The organism is Stenotrophomonas sp. YJH_SMC_101-4, assembly GCF_059370395.1.
The window spans coordinates 368,216-385,690 of record NZ_JCAFTP010000004.1 but is presented as its reverse complement, the minus strand read 5'-3'; the positions used below and the strand labels follow the sequence as shown (position 1 = coordinate 385,690).

At 66.9% G+C, this 17,475-nt stretch carries 18 protein-coding genes; 8 read left to right on the top strand and 10 right to left on the bottom strand.

The genetic code is table 11. The annotated features are described in order from the left end of the window. Positions 1-15: 15 nt before the first annotated feature. From AC5P8D_RS16000 to AC5P8D_RS15990, 3 genes are all read right to left on the bottom strand, one after another. Positions 16-426 carry a VOC family protein gene (locus AC5P8D_RS16000; RefSeq protein ID WP_005410627.1) on the bottom strand — a complete coding sequence of 137 codons (411 nt, stop codon included), beginning with the start codon at positions 424-426 and terminating at the stop codon, positions 16-18. Positions 427-566: 140 nt separating this feature from the next. Beyond that, the gene (locus AC5P8D_RS15995) at positions 567-1,934 is read right to left on the bottom strand and encodes an amino acid permease (protein ID WP_043399061.1); all 1,368 of its coding nucleotides are present in this window, start codon (positions 1,932-1,934) and stop codon (positions 567-569) included. Positions 1,935-2,016: 82 nt separating this feature from the next. Then, positions 2,017-2,739: an AraC family transcriptional regulator gene (locus tag AC5P8D_RS15990; RefSeq protein WP_043399063.1), complete on the bottom strand. Its 723-nt coding sequence runs from the start codon at positions 2,737-2,739 to the stop codon at positions 2,017-2,019. 114 nt (positions 2,740-2,853) lie between these two features. Here AC5P8D_RS15990 and AC5P8D_RS15985 point away from each other — a divergent pair, with 114 nt between their 5' ends. Both AC5P8D_RS15985 and AC5P8D_RS15980 read left to right on the top strand, forming a co-directional pair. Beyond that, positions 2,854-4,944, top strand: a complete 2,091-nt coding sequence (locus AC5P8D_RS15985) for a catalase (RefSeq protein ID WP_235650844.1) — start codon at positions 2,854-2,856, stop codon at positions 4,942-4,944. Between the two features lie 22 nt (positions 4,945-4,966). After that, entirely contained in the window at positions 4,967-5,443 is a 477-nt protein-coding gene (locus tag AC5P8D_RS15980) for a hypothetical protein (protein ID WP_049410378.1), read from the top strand. A gap of 9 nt (positions 5,444-5,452) precedes the next feature. On the opposite strand, the gene AC5P8D_RS15975 is transcribed toward AC5P8D_RS15980, so the two are convergent. After that, positions 5,453-6,193: a serine aminopeptidase domain-containing protein gene (locus AC5P8D_RS15975; RefSeq protein ID WP_049410380.1), complete on the bottom strand. Its 741-nt coding sequence runs from the start codon at positions 6,191-6,193 to the stop codon at positions 5,453-5,455. Between the two features lie 176 nt (positions 6,194-6,369). Here AC5P8D_RS15975 and AC5P8D_RS15970 point away from each other — a divergent pair, with 176 nt between their 5' ends. Further along, complete coding sequence (locus AC5P8D_RS15970) at positions 6,370-6,873, top strand: hypothetical protein (protein ID WP_495203479.1); 504 nt, start codon at positions 6,370-6,372, stop codon at positions 6,871-6,873. Between the two features lie 14 nt (positions 6,874-6,887). Then, a complete protein-coding gene (locus AC5P8D_RS15965; RefSeq protein WP_032954416.1) occupies positions 6,888-7,178 on the top strand; it encodes a hypothetical protein in 291 nt (96 codons plus the stop codon). An 88-nt stretch (positions 7,179-7,266) separates the two neighbouring features. On the opposite strand, the gene AC5P8D_RS15960 is transcribed toward AC5P8D_RS15965, so the two are convergent. After that, positions 7,267-9,393, bottom strand: a complete 2,127-nt coding sequence (locus tag AC5P8D_RS15960; RefSeq protein WP_495203478.1) for a methyl-accepting chemotaxis protein — start codon at positions 9,391-9,393, stop codon at positions 7,267-7,269. A 235-nt stretch (positions 9,394-9,628) separates the two neighbouring features. Between AC5P8D_RS15960 and AC5P8D_RS15955 the strand changes: the two genes are divergently transcribed. Then, positions 9,629-10,588: a L,D-transpeptidase family protein gene (locus AC5P8D_RS15955; RefSeq protein ID WP_329766476.1), complete on the top strand. Its 960-nt coding sequence runs from the start codon at positions 9,629-9,631 to the stop codon at positions 10,586-10,588. A gap of 4 nt (positions 10,589-10,592) precedes the next feature. Next, entirely contained in the window at positions 10,593-11,243 is a 651-nt protein-coding gene (locus AC5P8D_RS15950) for a M23 family metallopeptidase (RefSeq protein ID WP_010482789.1), read from the top strand. Here AC5P8D_RS15950 and AC5P8D_RS15945 read toward each other — a convergent pair. From AC5P8D_RS15945 to hflK, 5 genes are all read right to left on the bottom strand, one after another. Next, positions 11,179-11,841 (bottom strand): hypothetical protein, encoded by a 663-nt coding sequence (locus tag AC5P8D_RS15945; protein WP_099560314.1) that lies wholly within the window; start codon positions 11,839-11,841, stop codon positions 11,179-11,181. The two genes, AC5P8D_RS15950 and AC5P8D_RS15945, sit on opposite strands and share 65 nt — an antisense overlap. A gap of 127 nt (positions 11,842-11,968) precedes the next feature. After that, entirely contained in the window at positions 11,969-13,261 is a 1,293-nt protein-coding gene (locus AC5P8D_RS15940; protein ID WP_142806544.1) for an adenylosuccinate synthase, read from the bottom strand. 325 nt (positions 13,262-13,586) lie between these two features. Beyond that, positions 13,587-13,772, bottom strand: a complete 186-nt coding sequence (locus AC5P8D_RS15935; protein WP_005414170.1) for a DUF2065 domain-containing protein — start codon at positions 13,770-13,772, stop codon at positions 13,587-13,589. 68 nt (positions 13,773-13,840) lie between these two features. Further along, on the bottom strand, positions 13,841-14,704 hold the full coding sequence (gene hflC / locus AC5P8D_RS15930; protein WP_010482785.1) for a protease modulator HflC: 864 nt from the start codon (positions 14,702-14,704) through the stop codon (positions 13,841-13,843). Next, a complete protein-coding gene (gene hflK, locus AC5P8D_RS15925) occupies positions 14,701-15,834 on the bottom strand; it encodes an FtsH protease activity modulator HflK (protein WP_049435269.1) in 1,134 nt (377 codons plus the stop codon). Before hflK ends, hflC begins: the two co-directional genes overlap by 4 nt. Positions 15,835-15,987: 153 nt before the next feature. Here hflK and AC5P8D_RS15920 point away from each other — a divergent pair, with 153 nt between their 5' ends. Both AC5P8D_RS15920 and pilH read left to right on the top strand, forming a co-directional pair. Then, positions 15,988-16,983 (top strand): YhdH/YhfP family quinone oxidoreductase, encoded by a 996-nt coding sequence (locus AC5P8D_RS15920; RefSeq protein WP_043399083.1) that lies wholly within the window; start codon positions 15,988-15,990, stop codon positions 16,981-16,983. Between the two features lie 88 nt (positions 16,984-17,071). Further along, positions 17,072-17,443 carry a twitching motility response regulator PilH gene (pilH, locus tag AC5P8D_RS15915; RefSeq protein ID WP_005410644.1) on the top strand — a complete coding sequence of 124 codons (372 nt, stop codon included), beginning with the start codon at positions 17,072-17,074 and terminating at the stop codon, positions 17,441-17,443. Positions 17,444-17,475 lie beyond the last annotated feature (32 nt).

The window sequence follows — 17,475 nt, the reverse complement described above, 5'->3', positions numbered from 1 at the left end:
CCCACAAACATCCGATCACGGGTCCGGCATCTGCCCCAGGCTCAACTGCCACGACACGCCGAAGCGATCCTGCACCCAGCCGTAGCGGTTGCTGAAGTCATAGTCGCCCACCGGCATCAACCAGTGGCCGCCCTCGCCCAGCACACGCGCGGCGCGCTCGAACTGCTCGGCACCGGAACACTCGACGAACAGCGAGATCGACGGGCTGAAGGTGAAGTCGTGCACGTCCAGGCTGTCAAAGCACAGGTAGTGGGTGCCGCCCAGCAGGAAGATGGCCTGGCGGACCTGCCCGGGCACACCGGCACCGGCGCCGTCCGGATGGCGCTGCATTGCCAGCAGGCGGAAATCGGCGAAGGCTTCGGCGTACAGGGCCAGGGCGGCCTCGGCCTGGCCGGTGAACATCAGGAAAGGACGGCTGCGCAGCATGCGGTACTCCCGGTCGACGGGCCGCTGGCGGCCCACGCGATCAGGATGGCACGGCGGATGTATGCCTGCTGTAGAGCCGAGCCCATGCTCGGCTGGCCGCCGCGCGAACAGCAGCCGACCGTAGGGACGGCTCTACAGAATCACGCCTCGCGCATGCGCCGCGCGATGGCGCTGCCAGCGGCGATCGTGGCGGTCAGCGCCACCATCGACAGGAACTGCAGGCGGGTGTGCGCCTCGCTCAGCAGCAGGCCGAAGATCAGCGCCAGGATCGCCAGCGCGCAGCAGGTCAGCCACGGGAAACCGGCCATGCGGAACGGCAGGCGAGTGCCCAGGCGATCGGCGCGGCGGCGCAGCACCAGCTGCGAGACCAGCGACAGCGTCCACACCAGCAGGCAGGTGGAACCGACGATGTTCAGCAGTACCGGCAGCACCCGGTCCGGAAACAGCAACTCCATCACCGTGGCGGCGAAGCCGAACAGCACGCTGGCCAGCACGGCGATCACCGGCACCTGGCGCGGATCGGTCCAGCCCAGCACGGCCGGCGCTTCACGGCGCTGCGCCAGCGAGTACATCATGCGCGAGGCGCCGTAGAGGTTGGCATTGAGCGCCGACAGCAGCGCGATCACCGCGATCAGGGTGATGGCAGTGCCGGCACCCGGAATACGGGCGATATCCAGCACGGCGGCGAACGGCGACTTCAGCGCCTCGCTGGTCCACGGCACCACAGCGATGATCACGCTCAGCGAGCCGATGTAGAACACCAGGATGCGCCACGCCACGGTGCGGATGGCACGGGCGATGCTGCGCTCCGGATCTTCGGTCTCCGCCGCCGCAACGGCCACGATCTCGGTACCACCGAAGGCGAACACCACTACCAGCAGCGCGGCACCGATACCGGCCAGACCCTTGGGTGCGAAGCCGCCATGTTCGGTGAAGTTGCTCAAGCCCGGCGAGGTCACCTGCGGCAGCCAGCCCATCAGCAGCGCCACGCCGATGGCGATGAACGCCAGGATCGCCGCGACCTTGAGGATGGCGAACCAGAACTCAAACTCGCCGAAGTTCTTCACCCCGAGCAGGTTGATCGCGGTGAAGAACAGCATGAAGGCCAGCGCTGCCATCGGTACCGGCACCGCAGGCCAGACCGTGGCCAGCAACCCGGCCGCGCCCACCGCCTCGGCGGCGATCACGATCACCAGCTGCACCCACCACAACCAGCCGACCGTGGCACCGGCGGTGGCGCCCATGGCGTCGGCCGCATACACCGAAAACGCGCCGCTGGTCGGTTTGGCCGCCGCCATCTCGCCCAGTGCGTTCATCACGATGATCACCAGCGCGCCTGCGACCAGATACGACACCAGCACTGCCGGACCGGCCGCCTGCACGCCCACGCCCGAACCGAGGAACAGGCCGGCGCCGATGGCGCTGCCCAGGCCCATCATGATCAGCTGGCGAGGCTTGAGCGAATGCCCGAGGCGGGACGGCGAAGCGGTCGGAATCGAGTTGGGCATCGGCGGGGCTGGCGGCGGGCTACAGGGGCGACACCTTACCCTGTCCCATGCCTGCGGGGATAGGCACAGCGCAGCAGGCGGCTCAGGCCAGCGCTGGCTCGCCGACACTGCCGCCGATGCGGGCGCGGTAGGCGCGCGGCGAGAAACCGGTTTCAGCCTTGAACTTGCGGGTAAAGGCGCTCTGGTCGCTGAAACCGCAGGCCTGGCCGATGCAGGCGATGCTGTCGTCGCCGTGCAGCAGGTGCATGGCCATCTGGATGCGCAGCCGGGTCAGCACCTGCTGAGGGGTCATCTGGAACACCTTGCGGAAACTGCGCTCCAGCTTGGACAGCGAAAAGCCGGTGATGTCCAGCAGGGTCTGCATGCGCACGTTCTCGGCGTAGTGCGCATTGAGGTGGGCCAGGGCCAGCCGTAGCTGCTCGTACTGGGTACCGAGGCTGTCCTTCTGGCCGAGGTCGCGGGAAATGCCGATCAGGCCCTCGATGGCCCCATCGACCACCAGCGGGCGCTTGCAGGTCAGGCACCAGCCCGGTTCGCGGTTGGCGAACAGGTGCAGCTCCATCAGGTTCTCGATCACCTCGCCGGACAGCACGCGGGCGTCCTGGTCGACGTAGTCCGCACTGAGCCCGGTCGGGTAGATCTCGGCCGCGGTACGCCCGATCACGTCCTTGCGCGCGCGCAGGCCCAGCCGCCGCAGCATGGTCTGGTTGACGTGGGTGTAACGCCCCTGAAGGTCCTTGATGAAAAACAGCACATCCGGGATGGCGTCGAACAGGGCTTCGATGTCGGCGGGCTCGACTCGCATGGAGCAAGCATACCCGAGCCTGCTTTTGCCTGTACGTTCACCTCTGCCGGACCTCGGTTTAACGGGGCTGGTTCCAGTGTCGTGGTTCCTTCTGATGATCCGGAGCCAACGTCAATGGCCGCCAGCAAGCCGACCGGCAAGCGCGCAACCGCCCCTGCCGGAAACCATCGCCGGGGCGACGGCGATGAACTGCACCAGCAGGCCGGGGGCACCCATCCGGTGATGACCACCGATCAGGGCATCCCGGTGGCGGACAACCAGAACTCCCTGCGGCAGGGGCCCCGAGGGCCCACGCTGCTGGAGGACTTCATCCTGCGCGAGAAGATCACCCACTTCGATCACGAACGCATTCCCGAGCGCATCGTGCACGCACGTGGCAGCGCAGCACACGGCTACTTCGAGCTGACCCGGTCACTGGCCGCCCATACCCGCGCGCGCATCCTGACCGAGGTAGGCGTCAAGACGCCCGTGTTCACCCGTTTCTCGACGGTAGCCGGCGGCGCGGGCTCGGTGGATACCCCCCGCGATGTGCGCGGCTTCGCGGTCAAGTTCTATACCAAGGAGGGCAACTGGGATCTGGTTGGCAACAACATTCCGGTGTTCTTCATCCAGGACGCCATGAAATTCCCGGACCTGGTGCACGCAGTGAAGATGGAACCGGACCGTGCGTTTCCGCAGGCCGCCACGGCCCACGACACCTTCTGGGATTTCATCTCGCTCATGCCCGAGTCGATGCACATGATCATGTGGGCGATGAGCGACCGCGCCATACCGCGTTCGCTGCGGATGATCGAAGGCTTCGGTGTGCACAGCTTCCGCCTGCTGAACGAGGCGGGAGAGTCGACCTTCGTCAAGTTCCACTGGCGGCCGAAGCTTGGCATCCAGTCAACGGTCTGGGACGAAGCACTGAAGCTGCAGTCGGCCGACAACGACTTCCATCGCCGCGACCTGTTCGAGGCCATCCAGCGCGGCGACTTTCCCGAATGGGAACTGGGAGTGCAGCTGTTTACGGAAGAAGAGGCCGACGCATTCCCGTTCGATCATCTGGACCCGACCAAGATCATTCCCGAATCGCTGGTGCCGTTGCAGGTCATCGGGCGCATGGTGCTGGACCGCTGGCCGGACAACTTCTTCGCCGAGACCGAGCAGGTGGCGTTCTGCCCGGCCAACGTGCCACCGGGCATCGACTTCAGCAACGACCCGCTGCTGCAGGGGCGCCTGTTCTCCTATCTGGACACCCAGCTGCTGCGCCTGGGCGGCCCGAACTTCCACCAGATCCCGGTGAATGCGCCCAAGTGCCCGTTTGCCAATCATCAGCGCGACGGCCACATGCAGATGCAGGTGCCCAAGGGCCGGGTGGCCTACGATCCCAGTTCGCTGCAGGAGGACACCCCGCGCGAGACGCCTGCCGGATTCCGCAGCCATGCCAGCGCCGACGATGGTCGCAAGGGTCGCACCCGCGCGGAGAGTTTCGCCGACCACTACAGCCAGGCACGCATGTTCTTCCGTAGCCTTGAGAAGCCGGAACAGGCGCATCTGGCATCGGCACTCGTGTTCGAATTGTCCAAGGTGGAAACGCTGAAGGTGCGGGTGCGTACCGTCAGCCACCTGCGCAACATCGACGAATCACTGGCGCAGCGCGTAGCTGATGGGCTCGCGTTGCCTGCACTGCCCGACCCCGCGCCGACCGCCACGCCGGTGCAGGACATGCCTGCCGCTCCCGAGGTGCGCGTGATCGGGCGCAACAAGCCCACCCTGCAAGGGCGCAGCATCGGCATCCTGTTTGATGAGGGCTCCGACGCGCGCGTGATGGCCAGCCTGAGCAAAGCGGCCCGGAAGGCGGGTGCAGACGTGAAGCTGGTCGCGCCCAAAGTAGGCGGCGCCACGCTGAGCGATGGGGCGATGCAGGCGGCGGATGGGCAACTGGCGGGCACGCCATCGGCTGTGTTCGATGCGGTGGCCGTGGTGCTCAGCCCGGAAGCCGCGAAGGCCTTGTCGAAAGAGAGTGCAGCCGTCGAATTCGTCAGCCAGGCGTGGACGCACCTGAAGGCCATCGCCAGCGACGCAGGCGGCCAGACGCTGCTGAAGGCGGCGCGGGTCGGCAACGATGCCGGCATCGTCGAAGCGGAAGACGCCAAGGCCTTCCTGGCGGCGGCCGCCACCCGCCAATGGGCGCGTGAACCGAAGCTGCGCCTGCTGGCCTGACTACTACGACAGGAGATCCGTCATGCCCCGTGGTGACAAATCCGCATATACCGAAAAACAGAAGCGCCAGGCCGAGCACATCGAGGAAAGCGAACGTGATCGCGGCGCGAGTGAAGGCACCGCCGAGCGCATTGCCTGGGCCACCGTGAACAAGCAGGACGGCGGCGGCAAGCGTAGCGGCAGTGCCCGCAAGGGCGCGAAGAAGGCGACCAGCAAGAAGGCTGCCAAGAAGGCGCCTGCCAGGAAGTCGGCCACAAAGAAGGCCACGACCAAGGCGACGGCAGCGAAGAAGGCACCTGCGAAGAAAGCGGTGGCAAAGAAGGCACCGGCTCGTAAGACCGCCACCAAGAAGGCCGCAAAGAAGACAGCGGTCAAGAAGGCCGGTACAGCCGCCTCGCGCAGTGCTGCAGCGAAGAAGGCGGCCAAGACCCGTGCGGCGAAGAAGACCGTGCGCAAGGTGGCGGCCAGGAAAGCGGCACGTACCCGCGCCCGCAGCTGAGCGCATCGTTCAACGCGGCAACGTCCTCATCCACGCGGCCACTTCGGCTGCAGCTGCGTCGGCACGCGCCTGCAGCAGCAGATGTGGCCCCTCCAACGACACATGGCGGGCATCGGGCAACAGGGCCTGCAGCTCGGCCACGCTGGGCGGCCACAGCAGGCGGTCGTGGCACGCGTGCAGGCACAGCGTCGGCACTTGGATTGCTGGCAGCAATGCACGCACGTCGACCCGCAGGGTCGCTGCGGCGCGTTGCCGCAACGTGCTCGTCGGAGTCCTGGCCAACGCATCGCGCAGCATCGATGTGTGCCCGCGGGTGTACCACGGCCCCAGCAACAGGCGCGCCAGCAATGCCACGGGAGGCAGCGGCCAGGCCGGCGACAGCAGGGCTGCGCTGGCTGCCGGCAGTGGCACCGGCCGACGCGCAAACGTCGCTGCAAGCACCAGTCCGCGCAGCCCGGTGGGATGGCGCGTGGCCAGTTCAACAGCCAACGGGCCCGAGAAAGACTCGGCGAGCAGGATGAAGGGACGACTGGGCAGCTGCGACCACAGCCGTTGGGCAAGCGTGGCGTGATCCTGCGGTCCCTGCGCGGGCAGCGTGATCGCCTGCGTTGTCAGACCGTAAGCCTGGAGTGCCGACAGGAACGGGGGCGACAGCCTGCTGGAGCCATCCAGACCGGGCAGCATCAGCACGTGCTGCGGCACGGCCGATGCAGGGAAACAGATCGGCGTTTCCTCGCTCCCGATTCCCATGCCACCTCCTTTGCTGGCAAGCATGACCCACATCGGCAGGCAACGGAACCCCTGCTCCGGCTGTCCTGCTGCTTTGCAGGCCAATGTTGGGCAATACTACCCGCTCTGCCGCGGGACGCGGCTACCCGGGAGAGCCGTTGATGCGATGGACCTGCGCGCTGACCATGATGGCCATGATGCTGTCACTGAACAGCTCCGCCAGTGATGGTTGGATAAATGGGGATGGCAAGGCGTTGACGGAGACCGATGCCATGAAATCCAGCGGCGGCTTCGCGGCATCGCTGCTGGTCACTTCCGATGCCGACTGGCGGACCAAGTGGGAGACCCCGCCGGAGACCACTCCCGGCTTCAACGAGGCCAACGAAGTCCACCTGGGCGGTGAGTTGTTCCTGCTGACATTCCTCTCCAACCCGCAACTGGACGAGAACCGCGTACCCAAGGTGCACTGCGATCTGCGCATGCTGCGCCCGGACGGCAGTACCAGTATCGACGAACGCGATGTTCCCTGTTTCACCGCCGCCCTGACTGGCCCACCAAACCTGCTGTACATGACCAACCTGCACCTGAAGTTCGTCGCCGAGGCCGGTGATCCCAAAGGCACGTGGACTGCGCAGGTGATGGTCCGGGATCTGCTGCGGAAGGTGAGCCTGCCGCTGCAGGCCCGCTTCGACGTCCGTTGAACCGGGGCATGCGGATGAAGATGCGGCGACTCCTGAGCTGGACCGGTCTTGCGCTTTGCGTGGTCTACCTGCTGTTGACCGCATGGCTGGTTCACGGCGCGCAGTCGGAGGGGGACCCGAAGGGTACCTATATCCTGATGGCGCTCCCCATCACCCTGCAGTCTGCCGCACTCGATGCCATCGGCGCAGGCGGCCTGCTGCGTGGCAAACCCTGGTCGACCGCATATGCAGTGCTGGTTCCGCCAACACTGCTGTTGCTGTACGCAGCCGGCTGGCTGATCGAACGCTCAGCCCGCGGGCGTTAGCCTGCGGCATCGTTCCGGTGGGTGCATCGACGCCCTGCATGCGGGACATCGCAGGCAGGGCGCCATCCAGTATCCAGTTACAGGTCGCTTACGCTGCCCGCGCCGGCATGACCGGCATGCGCGGCCCCTGCTCCAGCTGGAATACCGCCACTGACGTGGTCAGTGCATGCGCCTGTTCTTCCAGCGCGCGGCTCGCGGCAGTGGCTTCTTCCACAAGCGCGGCGTTCTGCTGGGTCACCTGGTCCATCTGCACCACCACCTGGTTGACCTGCTCGATGCCGGCGGCCTGTTCCTTGCTGGCCGCTGCGATGTCGCTCATCAGCTGGGTGGTGCGCGAGCTGGCCTGGGCCACGCGCGCGATCGCGGCCTCCGATTCAACGGTCACCGCCAGGCCACTCTTTACCTTGGCAGCGGCGTCTTCGATCAGCTCCTTGATCTCCTTGGCGGCGACACCGGCACGCTGCGCGAGCGTGCGCACTTCACTGGCGACCACGGCAAAACCACGGCCCTGCTCGCCTGCGCGCGCAGCTTCCACTGCAGCATTCAACGCCAGGATGTTGGTCTGGAACGCGATGCCGTCAATCACCGTGGAGATCTCCGAGATGCGAGCCGACGACTGATCGATCTCGCCCATGACCGATGCCATCTGTGCCATCGCCTGCTCGGTCTCGCGCACCGCGGCACCGGCGGCATGCGCTTCGCTGTCGGCCTGACGTGCCAGCTCGGCATTCTGGCGTACGGTGGAAGTCAGTTCCTCCATCGATGCGGCCGCTTCTTCCAGATTGGCGGCCTGCTGCTCGGTGCGGCGCGACAGGTCGTTGTTGCCGGCAGCCAGTTCCTGCGCTGCGTTGTTGATGCTGTCGGCGGCCACCTGGATGCCCCGCACGATGCCGGTCAGCTGCGCGGTGGTGGTGTTGGCGTCGTCGCGCATGCGGGCGAACACGCCGTCGTACTCGCCATCCATGCGTGCGGTCAGGTCGCCGTGCGAGATCGCGCGCAGCACGTCGGAGACATCGGCGATGCTGGCCTGCGAACTGGCCATCATGCCGTTGAGGTGCTCGACCATCGCCTTGAACTGGAACTGGAACGCAGTGGCATCGCCACGCATGCTGAAGTCACCGGCACGCGCGGCGCGGGCCAGTTCATCGATCTGCGCGTTGATCGCCATCAGGCTCTGCTTCACCGCAGCCAGGGTGCGGGTCAGCGTGCCCTTCTCGCCCGGGTAGTCCGGCAGGTCGCGGCTGAGGTCACCGATGGCGTAACGTTGCATCACCTCAGCCATCAGCAGTTCCACCTGCACGTGCGACTCCACCAGGCTGTTGGTGGCCTGCACCATGCGCCCGAAATCACCGGGGAACGCACTGGCGTCCATGCGATAGCGGATCGCGCCGGCCTCATGCTGCTCGGCCATCTGCAGCTGCGCGCCGATCGCCGCCTGCACGCTCTGCCGCACGCTGGCCATCGCTTCGCCCAGCTGGGTTAGTTCATCACGCCCACCCAGGCGGAATTCCTGGTCCAGCTGGCCCTTGGACAGGCGCTCGGCCAGGTTCACCGCACGCGCCAGCGGCCCGGTCAGGCTGCGGCCGATCATCACCGAGGCACCGATGCCCACCAGCAGCGCGACGCCGCCCAGCACCAGCAGCTGCAGCAGGCTGCGCTCGCCCAGGCGGATCGCCTCGGCGGCCGCATCGCGGCTTTCCTTCTCTTCGAAGTCCACGCCATCGGACAGCGCCTTGTTCCAGCCATTGGCCGCTTCCTGCACCGGGCCCAGGGTCAGCGCCACCGCGCCGGGATAATCGCCCTGCTCCATCAGTTCGCTGGTCTGCTTGTTGAGCGGGCGCGCAATGGCACGCTTGGCCGCGATGGTTTCGGCAATGGCCTTGCCGTCGGCGTCGCTGGGCAGTGCCTGGTAGCTGGTCCAGCTGGCCTCATAGCGCTTGACCAGATCGGCGATGCGCTGCTCGTCGCTGCCGCGGTCTTCGCCCTGACGGATCAGCATCTCGCGGCGCACCACCATCATCTGGTTGTTGGCATCGAGCATCTGCGACAACAGGCGCACCTTGGCCACGCTGACGTCGACCACCTGCTGCATCGCGCGCTTCTGCACGACACTGGCGGTGGCGCCGGTGGCCACCACGGCGGCAACCAGCAACAACAGCAGGCCAAAGCCCAGCCCAAGACGCCAGGCAACCCTGACATTCCTCAAGTAGTTCATCGGTACATCCAAAACGGGGGGATGCGCCCCTATCGGCCGCGCCGCCGGCATTCTTGATCGGCAACGTGCACGGGCGTCGGCAGCCGTTCACCTTGGTGATGCCACGCACGGCGCTTCTGCGACAAGGGCCTGGGCCACGCCTGGGCTGCCCTGCTCATGCCAGCATCAGGTTGCTTTCACGGGGGCTGCGCAGCCTCTCCGGGCAGGGTGGAGCTGCCATCTGCCGGAGATCTCCATGCCCGTATGTCGCCCCGCCCTGCTCACCCTGTCATTGCTGATGTCCCCCGCCTTCGCGCAGGTGCCGCCGCCGGTCCAGCTGCCGGAGCCCATTGCCGAGAAGGCCGGACCCGATACCGCGGCGCGCTCGCCACTGCACGCCCAGGTGCTTCTGGATCGCGCCAATTTCTCCCCGGGCGAGATCGACGGTGAAGTCGGCAGCAATCAGCGCCGGGCCGTGGCAGGCTTCCAGGCGGCCCACGGCCTGACAGTGAGCGGAGAGCTGGACGACAGCACCTGGAAGGCCCTGCAGGCCGATACGACCACACCGCTTGCCAGTTACACGTTGACCGCCGAGGACGTGGCCGGCCCGTTCCAGCCGGTTCCGAAAGGGCCGGCCGCACAGGCCAAGCTGAAGGCGCTGGGCTACGGCAGCGTGGAGGAATTGCTCGGCGAGCGCTTCCATGCCTCGCCGGCATTGCTGAAGGCGCTCAACCCCGGCGTCGATCTGGCCAAGGCCGGCAATCGCATCCAGGTGCCCAACATCGCACCGGGGGCGTTGCCGAAGGCGGCGAAGATCGTGGTCGACAAGTCCGATTCCACCCTGCAACTGCTGGATGTGCAGGGCAAGGTGATCGCGCAGGTGCCGGTGTCTTCGGGCAGCCAGCACGATCCGCTGCCGATCGGCGAATGGAAGATTCTCGGCGTCTATCGCGACCCGCCGTTCCACTACAACCCCAAGCTGTTCTGGGATGCGCGCAAGGGCGAGAAGAAGGCCACGCTGCCGCCCGGCCCGAACAATCCCGTGGGCCGGGTCTGGATCGACCTGTCCAAGCCGCATTACGGTCTGCACGGCACGCCCGAACCCAGCCACGTGGGCAAGACCGAATCGCACGGCTGCGTACGCATGACCAACTGGGATGCGCTGCGCGTGGCCGATGCGGTGGATACCTCCGTCCCCGTGGTGATGCAGGAGTGAGCCGATGCGTTTTTCGCAGCTGATCGTGCTGGGCGTGCTGCTGGGTGTGGGACTGGGCTGGTGGCTGCGCCGCGATGCTGGCGAATTCGTGGCCGCGTCCACTCCTGCAGCGCAGCCCAGCGTGGCCACAACGCCGTCGATGCAAGCTGCCGCGCCGCGCGCGACGGCACCGACTGGCATCGACGCAGCCTCGGGCACCCTGCTGCTGCCGGTGCAGGGGGTACTGCCCTCTCAACTGCGCGACACCTTCACTGATGCACGCAGCGAGGGCCGCGTGCACGATGCGATCGACATCATGGCCGATGCCGGATCGCCGGTGCTGGCGGTGGCCGACGGCACGGTGGAGAAGCTGTTCGACAGCAAGCGCGGTGGGCTGACCATCTACCAGTTCGAGCCCAGCGGACGCTGGTGCTACTACTACGCGCACCTGCAGCGCTATGCCGATGGCCTGAGCGAAAAGCAGGTGATCAAACGCGGGGATGTGATTGGCTATGTGGGCAGCACTGGTAATGCCAGCGCGGAGGCCCCGCACCTGCATTTCGAAGTACACGTACTGGGGCCGGAGAAGCAGTGGTGGAAGGGGGAATCGATCAATCCGTATCCGCTGCTGAAATCGGCTGCTTCGACGCCCGGCGCTGCCAGCGCCGCAAGGTGAACGTGAACACCGCCAACGCACCCCCGGGAATCAACAGGAACAGTGCCGCCACCTTCCAGAAGAAGAACGGCCACAGCCAGACGTAATCCAGGTCGGTCAGCTTCAGCAGGTCCAGCGGGGGCTGCAGTTCGATCACGGCCGCCCTGCCCGCCAGCGCCGGGTCCACCTCCAGTACGGTTACCCGCAGCCATGAGCGTCCGCGTGGCAATGCATCACCGCGGCCATATCCAAAGTAGGACGCCATGAGCCCGCTGGACTCAACCGATGCCAGCCTGCGGTTGATACCCTGCCCGGCCACTCCCGAACGCTCTCCTGCGCGGAAGTCCCCATGATCGGTGGGAGTGTCGATGCGCAGCAGCACTTCAGGGTCAGCCTCAGTACCGTCTGCGGCATACCGCAGTCGCAGCCGCAGTTGGTCATCAATGAAGCGGTAGACCGTCACCTCGGCCGTCGCGCCGGGGCTGAGCAGCAGCGGCAGGGTCTGGGTACGCGAGGCCAGATGGTTGGCGATGGCGCCGAGCGCCAGAACCGCGCAGGCGATGCCCCACAGGCTCCACAACACCCACAGGGTGACCCGCACCACCGTCTCGCCTTTCACGCGGACATCCTGGTCATCACGTCGCCTCCCCGCTGGCCATGCCGCCACAGTAACGAAAAAGCCCCGCTTTCGCGGGGCCTTTCCTTGCAGCGACGCCGGGCGCAGCCCGGCGCTACCGGTCACGCACTCAGGCGAACGGATCCTGCAGGACCATGGTGTGGTCGCGGTCCGGCCCGGTGGAGACGATGCTGATCGGGCAACCCGCCAGCTCTTCCAGCGAACGCAGGTAGGCACGTGCGGCCGGCGGCAGGTCGTCCCAGTGGGTGATGCCGTGGGTGTTCTCGCTCCAGCCCGGGAACTCCAGGTACACCGGGGTGCACTCTTCCCAGCCCTGCGCGTCCAGCGGCGCGTACTCGGTGCGCTTGCCGTTGTATTCGTAGGCGATGCAGACCTTCAGCTTTTCCATGCCATCCAGCACGTCCAGCTTGGTGATGCAAAGGCCACTGATGCCGTTGATGGCCACGGCGCGCTTCAGCGCGACGATGTCCATCCAGCCGCAGCGACGCGGGCGACCGGTCGACGCACCGTACTCGGCGCCGCGGTCACGGATGCCCTGGCCGACTTCGTCGTCCAGTTCGGTCGGGAACGGGCCGCCGCCGACGCGGGTGGCGTAGGCCTTGGCGATGCCCAGCACGTAGTCGATCGAATCGGCGCCGACGCCGGAACCGGCCAGTGCGCCACCGACCGTGGTGTTGGAGCTGGTGACGTACGGGTAGGTGCCGTGGTCGATGTCCAGCAGTGCACCCTGCGCGCCTTCGAACAGCACGCGCTTACCCTGCTTGCGCAGGTCGTGCAGGATGCCGGCCACGTCGGACTTCATCGGCTGCACGTATTCGCCGAAGGCCAGCGCTTCGTCGAAGGTCTTCTGGAAATCGACCGCATCGGTGTTCAGATACTTGGTCAGCACGAAGTTGTGGTAATCCAGCGCAGTGCGCAGGAGTTCTTCCAGCTGCTTCGGGTAATGCAGGTCGGCGATGCGGATGCCGCGGCGCGCCACCTTGTCTTCGTAGGCCGGGCCGATGCCACGGCCGGTGGTGCCGATCGCCTTGCCGCCGGCGGCGCGCTCGCGCGCCTGGTCCAGGGCGATGTGGTACGGCATGATCAGCGGCGCGGCCGGGGAGATCTTCAGGCGCGAACGCACTTCCACGCCGGAGGCTTCCAGCTCGGCGATTTCCTTCTGCAGCGCGGCCGGCGAGATCACCACGCCGTTGCCGATCAGGCACAGCGCGTCGTCACGCAGGATGCCCGACGGGATCAGGTGCAGGACGGTCTTCTTGCCGTTGATGACCAGAGTGTGGCCGGCGTTGTGGCCGCCCTGGAAGCGCACGACGGCGCCGATTTCCTCAGTGAGCAGATCGACGATCTTGCCCTTGCCTTCATCGCCCCACTGGGCACCAAGCACTACGACAGACTGACCCATGACGGGCTCCTCATATGTTGCGGCCATCGGGGCCGCGGACGGGTAAACCGTGGCGGGGCTGGCCAGCACCTGGAGGGCGGCTCCAAACGGGGAGCAGCCGGCGATGGAAGGCCCAGACACGGAAAAAGCCGAACGGGGAGGCCCGTCCGGCTTTTGTGCATTATCCGGGTTTCCGGGGTCGGGTGCCACCTTTCCGACGGGCGGCTTTACCCACCGGTCAGGCGCCCCGCCCGGTCGTGCCGGCCGCTGGCCGGCAATGCCAACCAAGGTTGGCATCTACCAGAGCAGGGCCACGCATGTGAACGCAGGCGGCCGTGCCGGGCCTTCAGTGCCGCACCCACCACAGCAGGCTCAGGCCGGCCAGCAGCACCAGCCCGCCGAAGCTGCGCAGGGCCGGGCTGGGCAGGTCCAGCAGGCGCTCGGCCATGCGCTTCCAGGCGAACGGGGCGACGAACAGGAACAGGCCTTCCAGCACCGCGACCAGGCAGACGGCGGCGAACAGATCTTTCATGGGGGGACTCCGGAAAAAGCACGGGGCCCGGCGTCTGGCCGGGCCCCGTGGGGTAGTGCCCTGCGACCTCAGCGGTCGTTCTTCAGGTACTGCAGGAACGGGTCGTTCTTGTCCAGCACGATCACGCCGTTGCCGTCGGTCATGGAGCCACGGTAGGCCTCCAGGCTGCGGTAGAACGCGTAGAACGAGGGATCGGCCGAGCCGGCCTTGCCGTAGATACGGGCGGCATCGGCATCGCCTTCACCACGCAGGCGCTGGGCATCACGCTCGGCCTCGGCGATCAGCACGGTGCTGTCACGGTCGGCCTGGGCACGGATGGTCAGCGACTGCTCCTCGCCCTCGGCGCGCAGCTTGGCGGCTTCCTGCTTGCGCTGGGCGCGCATGCGCTCGTACACGTCATTGATCACCTGGCTGTCGGTCGGCAGGTCCACCTGCTTGATGCGCAGGTCGATCATCTGCATGCCGAGGCCGGCCACCGCCTCGTTGATCCCCTTCAGCTGCTCGGCGATCAGCTCGCTGCGGTCGCCGGACACCAGCTGCTGCAGGGTGCGCGAGTTGATCTGGTTGCGCAGCGAGTCGGTGATGATCGGTGCCAGGCGGGCATTGGCGATGCGCGGATCGCCGCCGGTGGCACGGAAGTAGTCGCCCACGTTGGAGATGTAGCCGATGGCGAAGAAGTCGACGCTGACGTCCTTCTGCTCGGCGGTGAAGTAGCGCGCCGGCGCGGTGTCGAGCACCTGGAAGCGGCGGTCGAAGACCTTCACCGTTTCCACCACCGGCACCTTGAAGTGCAGGCCCGGCTTGATGTCCGAACGCACCACCTTGCCCAGGTTCAGGACCATGGCGGTCTGGTCCTCACGGACCACGTACACCGAGCCGAGCAGGCCCAGCACCACCGCCACGATCACGGCGATCCAGATAGGACTCTTCATCGGCTGCCCTCCTCACGGCCGCTCGGTCGCCCGGTCGGGCGGCCCACCGGCCGGCCCGGATCACGGGAAGCTTCCGCCGCTGCACCCGGCAGCGACGGCATCACCACCTCCGGGTTCGTCACTCCCGGCGGAGCCGAGGTGGTGGGACGGGTATCGCCGTTCATCGGCACGTAGATCAGCTGGCGGCCATCACCACCGATCACCTTGCGGTTCTCGCTCAGCACCTGCTGCACGGTTTCCAGCCACAGGCGCTTGCGGGTTACTTCCGGGGCGTCCTTGTACTGGGCCTGCAACAGGCTGAAGCGCTGCGCGTCACCCTCGGCCTTGGACACTACGGCCTGCTTGTAGCCTTCGGCGGTGGTACGGGCGCGCGAGGCCTGGCCTCGGGCTTCCGGCACGACCTTGGCGGCGTAGGCCTGGGCTTCGTTGATCAGGCGTTCCTTGACCTGCTGGGCGCCGTTGACCTCGTCGAAGGCCGGCTTGACCTCTTCCGGCGGACGGGCGTCCTGCAGGGTCAGTCCGGTCACGGTCAGGCCGGTCTTGAATGCCTTCAGCAGCGCCTGCAGGCGCTCTTCGGCGGCCACGGCCAGCGGGCCACGGTTGTTCAGCACGGCGTTGAGGTCGGCGCGGCCGACTTCCTCGCGCACCGCGCTCTGCGCCGACTGCTCCAGCACCTGGTTGGCATCGACCGTGCCGAACAGGTACTGCTGCGGGTCGTCGATGCGGTACTGGACGTTCAGCGAGACGTTGACGATGTTCTCGTCGCGGGTCAGCACCGGCACCTGGATCGAGAAGGTCTTGATCTCGGTGGCATTGACCTTGGTGACCGATTCGATCGGCCACGGCAGCTTGAAGTTCGGGCCGGGCTGCAGGATGCGCGAGAACTGGCCGAAGCGCAGCACCACGCCACGCTGCTGTTCGCCGATCAGCTGGAAGCTGGAGAACAGCACCAGCAACACCACGGCTGCCACCACCCAACGCACGATGCCACCGTCGAACAGGTCCTTCAGCGGCCCGGGCAGTCCGCCCCAGCCACCACCATTGCCACCGCCGCGCGACCCGAAGGGCCCGCGTCGATTGTCCTCGGGGCCTTGTCCGCCCTTGTTGCCGCCGGGTGTATTCCAGGCCATGCACGCTCCATCAAGATTTGGGCTGCGGCGCGGGCCCTTCCCGCACCGCCAGCCGTGAAACCATCACCGATCATACAAGATGGGGCGGATCGGCAGGATCGAAAGGGGGGCAACGGGGTAAGGTGGCGTTTTCCTCGAAGTCAGGCAACGCCGATGGCCCCCACCACCCCGTTCACCGCCTTCCGCATCGAAAACGACGACGCCGGCTACCGCAGCGGCCTTGCCCAGCTCCGGATCGACGACCTCAACCCCGGACAGGTGCTGATCCGCGCCCACTGGTCCTCGGTCAACTACAAGGATGCCCTTGCCGGTACCGGCAAGGGGAAAATCCTGCGCCGCTTCCCGCTCGTGGGCGGCATCGACGTGGCCGGTACCGTGGTCGCCAGCTCCGACCCGGACTGGCGTGAAGGCGATGCGGTGCTGGCCACCGGCTGCGGCCTCAGCGAGACCCGTGATGGCGGCTACAGCCAGTACGTGCGGCTGGAATCGCGCGCGGTGATCGCCCAGCCGGCCGGGCTGACCCCGCGCGAGGCGATGGTGCTGGGCACCGCCGGCTTCACTGCGGCGCTGGCCCTGCTGCGCATGCAGGACAACCGGCAGACCCCGGAACTCGGCCCGCTGGCAGTCACCGGTGCCAGCGGCGGCGTCGGTGCGCTGGCGCTGTCGATCTTCAGCCGTGCCGGCTACAGCGTGCACGCGGTCAGCGGCAAGCAGGACCAGGCCGATTTCCTGCGCAGCATCGGCGCCACCGAGGTACTGCCACGCGACGCGCTGGCCGATACCGGCCCGCTGCAGTCGGCGCGCTTCGGCGGTGGCCTCGACAATGCCGGAGGCGACATGCTGGCCAGCCTGCTGGCGCAGACCGTGCCCTACGGCAGCGTGGTCAGTGCCGGTCTGGCCGCAAGCCCGACGCTGGACATGACCGTGATGCCGTTCATCCTGCGCGGTGTCTCGCTGCTGGGGGTGTCCTCGGCCAATGCGCCGCGCGGGCTGCGCGAAGAGGTGTGGTCGCGACTGGGCAGTGACTGGAAGCCGCAGCACCTGGACCGCATCTGCACTGCCGAAGTCGGCCTGGATGGCCTGCCCGCCGTGTTCCAGCGGATGCTGGCCGGCGGCTCGCTGGGGCGCACGGTGGTGCGGATCGACTGAACGTCGCAGGCAGGCGACGGACGGCAGACGCGCCCCTCCCGCCGGTAATGTGCCCGCACTACACTGCGGGCATTACATGGGGAACAACATGGCACGCATTCTGATCGTCGACGACTCACCGTCGCAGCTGTTGGGGATACAGCGCATCGTCGAGAAGCTCGGGCACCAGATCCTGACCGCCACCGATGGCGCCGCCGGGGTCGAAACCGCCAAGGCCGAGCTGCCCGACCTGGTCCTGATGGACGTGGTGATGCCCAACCTCAATGGCTTCCAGGCCACCCGTACCCTCGCCCGCGACGAGGCGACCCGGCACATTCCGGTGATCCTGGTGACCACCAAGGACCAGGACACCGACCGCATGTGGGGCATGCGCCAGGGCGCCAAGGCCTACATCACCAAGCCGTTCTCGGAAGATGAACTGTCCGAGGTGCTGGAACGGGTGTTCGCCGGGCAGGGCTGAAACATTCCGGTGGGTGCCAACCTTGGTTGGCA

Coding starts and splice junctions, on each gene's coding strand:
- hflC (WP_010482785.1), bottom strand. CDS start 14,704: ATGAAGAGTCCTATCTGGATCGCCGTGATCGTGGCGGTGGTGCTGGGC.
- AC5P8D_RS15995 (WP_043399061.1), bottom strand. CDS start 1,934: ATGCCCAACTCGATTCCGACCGCTTCGCCGTCCCGCCTCGGGCATTCG.
- AC5P8D_RS15955 (WP_329766476.1), top strand. CDS start 9,629: ATGCCCGTATGTCGCCCCGCCCTGCTCACCCTGTCATTGCTGATGTCC.
- AC5P8D_RS15980 (WP_049410378.1), top strand. CDS start 4,967: ATGCCCCGTGGTGACAAATCCGCATATACCGAAAAACAGAAGCGCCAG.
- AC5P8D_RS15920 (WP_043399083.1), top strand. CDS start 15,988: ATGGCCCCCACCACCCCGTTCACCGCCTTCCGCATCGAAAACGACGAC.
- AC5P8D_RS15935 (WP_005414170.1), bottom strand. CDS start 13,772: ATGAAAGATCTGTTCGCCGCCGTCTGCCTGGTCGCGGTGCTGGAAGGC.
- AC5P8D_RS15990 (WP_043399063.1), bottom strand. CDS start 2,739: ATGCGAGTCGAGCCCGCCGACATCGAAGCCCTGTTCGACGCCATCCCG.
- AC5P8D_RS15940 (WP_142806544.1), bottom strand. CDS start 13,261: ATGGGTCAGTCTGTCGTAGTGCTTGGTGCCCAGTGGGGCGATGAAGGC.
- pilH (WP_005410644.1), top strand. CDS start 17,072: ATGGCACGCATTCTGATCGTCGACGACTCACCGTCGCAGCTGTTGGGG.
- AC5P8D_RS15965 (WP_032954416.1), top strand. CDS start 6,888: ATGAAGATGCGGCGACTCCTGAGCTGGACCGGTCTTGCGCTTTGCGTG.
- hflK (WP_049435269.1), bottom strand. CDS start 15,834: ATGGCCTGGAATACACCCGGCGGCAACAAGGGCGGACAAGGCCCCGAG.
- AC5P8D_RS15985 (WP_235650844.1), top strand. CDS start 2,854: ATGGCCGCCAGCAAGCCGACCGGCAAGCGCGCAACCGCCCCTGCCGGA.
- AC5P8D_RS15960 (WP_495203478.1), bottom strand. CDS start 9,393: ATGAACTACTTGAGGAATGTCAGGGTTGCCTGGCGTCTTGGGCTGGGC.
- AC5P8D_RS15950 (WP_010482789.1), top strand. CDS start 10,593: ATGCGTTTTTCGCAGCTGATCGTGCTGGGCGTGCTGCTGGGTGTGGGA.
- AC5P8D_RS15975 (WP_049410380.1), bottom strand. CDS start 6,193: ATGGGAATCGGGAGCGAGGAAACGCCGATCTGTTTCCCTGCATCGGCC.
- AC5P8D_RS15970 (WP_495203479.1), top strand. CDS start 6,370: ATGCTGTCACTGAACAGCTCCGCCAGTGATGGTTGGATAAATGGGGAT.
- AC5P8D_RS16000 (WP_005410627.1), bottom strand. CDS start 426: ATGCTGCGCAGCCGTCCTTTCCTGATGTTCACCGGCCAGGCCGAGGCC.